The organism is Kitasatospora sp. NPDC093558, from assembly GCF_040683475.1.
GTDB lineage: Bacteria > Actinomycetota > Actinomycetes > Streptomycetales > Streptomycetaceae > Kitasatospora.
The window spans coordinates 1-4,745 of sequence record NZ_JBFBDY010000497.1 but is presented as its reverse complement, the minus strand read 5'-3'; the positions used below and the strand labels follow the sequence as shown (position 1 = coordinate 4,745).

The following is a 4,745-nucleotide window of genomic DNA, read 5'->3' as shown; positions in this document are numbered from 1 at the left end:
CGCCGCGGTCGCCACCGAGATCGAGGCGCTGGACGAGGCCGTCCGCGCGCTCCTGCCGTAAGCCGTCCAGGCGGAACCACAACAACCACGGCGACGACCACGAACGGGGAGACGATGGCCGAGATCAAGGGTGTGCTGCTGCCCGCCTACGTCCTGGCGGACGAATCGGGTTCCATGGGCCCGTACCGCGATGAACTGTCCGACGGCCTCGTCTCGTTGTGCGAGGGACTGCGGGCCGAGCCGATGGTGGCGGCCAAGCTCCGGCTGGCCGTCCTCGGCTTCTCCGACGACGTCCAGGTCCGCCTCGCCGTCGCCGACATGCGCACCGAGACCGCCCTGCCCCAGGTGATCATCCGCGGACTGACCGACTACGGGGCCGTGTTCACCGACCTGCTCCAACGGATACCGACCGACGTGCAATGGCTGCGCGGCCAGGGCTACAAGGTGCACCGTCCCGTGGTGTTCTTCCTCAGCGACGGCCAGCCGACCGACGGCGACGCCTGGCGCCACCCGCACGCCCGGCTCACCGACCGGGCCCTGACGCCGACCGCACCGAACATCATCGCCTGTGGCATCGGGGAGGCGGAGGCGCAGACCATGCTCGACGTCGCCACCCGCCCGGAATTCGCCTTCATGGCCAGGCCGGGGGTCGACATCGGCCTGGCCGTCTCCGAGTTCTTCCACTCGCTCACCGCGAGCCTGGTCGCCTCCGGCCGCGCCCTGAACTCGGAGCGCCCCCACCTCGTCGTCAACCGGCCGGACCAGTTCACCCTCGCCATCGACGAGGTCGGGCTGTGACCGGGCCGCGCGCCGACGGCGCCCACCGGCCACGGGCGGCGTCCGACCCGGCTGCGCCCGAACCGGCCGGCCCCGCGCCGTGGCGGCCGATCACGGTCGGCGTCCCGGGGGTCGAGTTCGAGGCACGGCCGCCCCGGCAGCACGTCTTCGACTTCCCCGACACCGAGTGCGACGGCTGGTCCACGGCGGACCTCACCGTGCGCTTCGCCTCCGTCCGGGGAGCCAGGCACCGCTACTACTCCCAGCCGCGCCAGGACGCCGCCCGCGCGGCCGTGCACGACCCCACGGGCATCGTCGCGTTCGCGGTGGCCGACGGCGTCTCGGACGCGACGAGCCCCGAACTCGGCGCGGCCGAGGCCTGCCGCGCCGCGGTCTCCAGGACGCTCCACCTGCTCAACCGCGGTCCGGAACACCTCGACCTCCACGACGTCGTGAACCACGCGGCGCGGCGGCTGTGGCAGGTCGCCCGCTGGCGCTCGCCGGGCCGGGAACCGGACCCGGCCGAGGTCGCCCGGCTCTACGCGACCACCCTGGTGACCGGCGTGGTCCGGCCCGACCCCGACGGACCCGTCGTCGCCCTCTGCCGGATCGGCGACTCGGGAGCCTGGCTGCTGGACCGCCCGCACCGGCGGTACCACCCGCTGTTCCACCCGAAGACCGGCGCGGACACCCCGATCGTCACCAACGAGGTCACACCGCTGCCCCACGTACCCGACCGGCTCGACCACACCGGCCTGCGGCTGGCCCGCGGAACCGCGCTGCTGGTCGGCACCGACGGCTTCGGGGACCCCCTCGGCGACGGGGACGGACAGGTCGGCGCCCTGTTCGCCCGCTACCTCGCCGAACCGCCGACGCCCCTGTGGCTCGCCCACGTCCTGGACTTCTCCCGGGAGACCTTCGACGACGACCGGACCCTCCTCGTGGTCTGGCCCCGGAGCACCGAGGCGCGGCGATGACCGCCGACCGTCCGCCCGCCGTCGAACGCGCTTCGCTCCTCCTCGGCCCCCGACTCGGGCAGGGCGGCCAGGGCACGGTCCACCGCGTGCTCAACAAGAGGATCAACGAAGCCGACGGAGGCGGCTGGGACGTCGTCTACAAGGAGTACGGCGCGGACGTGCTCCCCAGCCTCGACGGCCGCGCGCTGGCCGCCATGGTGGGACTGCTCGGCGAACTGTCCGGGGCCGAGGCCAGGTGGCTGTGCGAGAAGACCGCCTGGCCCGCCGCCCTGGTCGAGGACCGGGGACGCACGACGGGCTTCCTCATGCGGGCCGCCCCCGAGCGGTTCCTGTTCGACTTCCGGAGCCTGAGCGGCACCGCCCCGGCGGCGAAGCGCCTCGCGAACCTGGAGTTCCTCCTCAACGACGACGGGTACGTCGCCGGCGTCGGACTGGTCGTCAGCGACCGGGACCGGCTGCTGCTCCTCGCCGACCTCGCCGCCACCCTGACCCGGCTGCACCGCATCGGCATCGCCGTCGGCGACCTGTCCCCGAAGAACCTGCTGTTCACCACCACCGGCCGGCCCGAGTGCTTCCTCATCGACTCCGACGCCATGCGGCTGCGCGGTGCGAGCGCGCTGCCGCAGGCCGAGACGCCCGACTGGCAGCTCCCCGCCCATGAGGAGCGGGCCACCCCCGCCGGGGACGTGTTCAAGCTCGCACTGCTCGCGGTGCGCCTGTTCGCCCGTGACCAGACGGCCACCGACCCCACGTCCCTGAGCGCGATGAGCCCGGCACTCGGCGATCTGGCCCGGAGTTCCTTGGGCCCCGATCCGGCCGGCCGGCCGTCACCGGCCCTGTGGGCGGAGTACCTACGGGCCGCGAGCGCCACGGCGTCGGACGCACCGGCCGGTGGCACCGTGCCCCTCTCGCCACACGCCTGGCCTGTCCCCGTACCGGCGTACACGCAGCCTCCCGTCCTGGCGACCACCAGGAACACCCCGCCGGTCGTCGCCGGGGTCGCCATCGCCGCCGTCATCGTGGCCGTCGTCCTCGCGATCGTGTTCGCGCACCTGGGCGGCGGATCCCACCAGGCGATCGAGCCGCCCTCGCCGCACCCCGTGCCGCCCGTCTCCTCGTGGCACCCGTCCACCTACACGCCCGAGCCGCCTCCGCCGTACACGCCTCCCCCGTACACGCCGCCACCGGCCCCGACCCCGACTCCAACACCCGTGCCCAAGAGCCTGATCGAAACGGCGAGCGTCGGATCCTGCTTCTACGACCACGGCACGGACACCTCCGCCGACCTGGCCACCGCCACCTGCACGCCCGGGGCGTTCAAGGTCCTGAGGGTCTTCGAGAACACCACGGACCTGCGCAGTTGCGACGACGTGACCGACAGCGACGAGAGCGTCACCTCCGCACGGGCCCAACGGGTGCTCTGCCTGAGCTACTTGAGCTCCGAAGGCGCCTTCCACGCACACAAGGACGACTGCGTCACCGGGGCCAGCACCGGCGGGCCGTGGCGCGTGGTGCCGTGCGCGTCCGGGAGCTTCAAGGTCCTGGCCGTCTACCAGGGCAACACGGACGAGTCGCAGTGCAAGGGGTGGCCGAACTACAACCAGTGGAAGAAGATCAACGACGCGCCCAGCGCCAGCCGGAAGGTCCTGCTCTGCCTGTCGTACGTCTTCCCGGACGACGCCGCCTACGCCACCGTGGGCGAGTGTCTCTCCATGACCGGGAGCGCGGAGGACGCGACGTTCACCAACGTGGGCAGTTGCGCCAGGTCGAACGTCGTCGTCGTGGGGCGCAGCTACAAGTACAGCGACGCCGCCTACTGCCAGGGCTACGGCTGGACGACACGGCAACCCACCGCCTACCCCTCGCTCGCCTACACCATGTGCTGGCGCTACCTGTGACCTGTGATGCCTGTCACGGGGCCGCACCGCCCCGGCGGTGCGTGCCGGGACGGATTGCCCGGATTCATCGGGTTCGTGAGCCGATGTTCGACGGCCGGAGACCGGGCGGGGCCGTCACGTGGCTGAAAGACCCTCATGAATGCACCAAAGCAGTGGTCATGTCCAAATTGACGCCGGTGAATCTCGGCCACTACCGTCCGCGAGGTTTGAAATTGCCGGCTCGGGGGCGTTGGCGCAGGTAGCGGCGTTTCCCGGGCACATCTTCCGGGAGTCCACTTGCGTTTGAGTCGTAGGTTGATATGGCCGTTGGTCACGGCCCTCGCAGTACCCGTCATGGCCACGTTCTCGTCGCCGGCGACGGCCGCCGCGCCGGCCCTGTCCGCGCCGGTGGAGGACTTCTCCTACCCCGACGCCGCGAAGATCCTCGCCGACCGGGGCATCACCCTGAAGTCGGGCGACGGGCACATCGTGCTCGCCGACTGTGCGTCGGGGCCCGGCCTGGTCCACCTGTACAGCCGCGTCCTGAACCCGAGCGAGGTCTGCTTCAGGATCACGGACCGCACGGCCTCCCTCTCGATGGAGATCCCGCAGGTCTACCTCATCAAGGGTGACGACCACGCGGTCAAGGCCACGCTGAACACCGAAGGCAAGGTCACCAGCGTCGACCTCGACAAGAACACGTGGAAAGCGGTGGGCGAGGGCACCGCCACCAACGCGACCACGCTGCTGCAGCTGAACGCCACCGACGGGCCGGCCGCGTCGACCGCGAGCGCCTTCCCGGCGATCGGCCGCATCACGGTCGGGCAGCCCGGCGAGCCCGCCGCCCACGGGTGCACCGGCACGCTGGTCGCCGCCCAGTGGGTGCTGACGACCAAGAGCTGCCTCGGCATCCTCCCGTCCGACCCGCCCCAGCCCGCCAGCTGGTTCCGCAACCGGCAGTCGACGGCCACGTTCGGGGCCCACTCGCTGACGGTGACCGGCTGGACGACCCAGCCGGACCGCGACGTGGCCCTGGCCCGCCTCGCCTCCCCGATCGCGGACATCACCCCGGCCGCCATCGGCACCGCCCCCGCGACCGTCGGGCAGTCGGTCC

Annotated in this window: 4 protein-coding genes; all 4 read left to right on the top strand. The window is 72.1% G+C overall.

Annotation, left to right across the window (positions count from 1 at the left end):
* The first annotated feature begins 114 nt into the window (after positions 1–114).
* A complete protein-coding gene (locus AB0O00_RS29960; protein WP_363657051.1) occupies positions 115–798 on the top strand; it encodes a hypothetical protein in 684 nt (227 codons plus the stop codon).
* Positions 795–1,754 (top strand): protein phosphatase 2C domain-containing protein, encoded by a 960-nt coding sequence (locus AB0O00_RS29955; protein WP_363657049.1) that lies wholly within the window; start codon positions 795–797, stop codon positions 1,752–1,754. Before AB0O00_RS29960 ends, AB0O00_RS29955 begins: the two co-directional genes overlap by 4 nt.
* Positions 1,751–3,652, top strand: coding sequence for a hypothetical protein (locus tag AB0O00_RS29950; protein ID WP_363657047.1), 1,902 nt, complete (start codon positions 1,751–1,753; stop codon positions 3,650–3,652). Before AB0O00_RS29955 ends, AB0O00_RS29950 begins: the two co-directional genes overlap by 4 nt.
* 333 nt (positions 3,653–3,985) lie before the next feature.
* Positions 3,986–4,745: trypsin-like serine protease (locus tag AB0O00_RS29945; RefSeq protein WP_363657045.1), on the top strand; the 760-nt coding region annotated here is incomplete at its 3' end.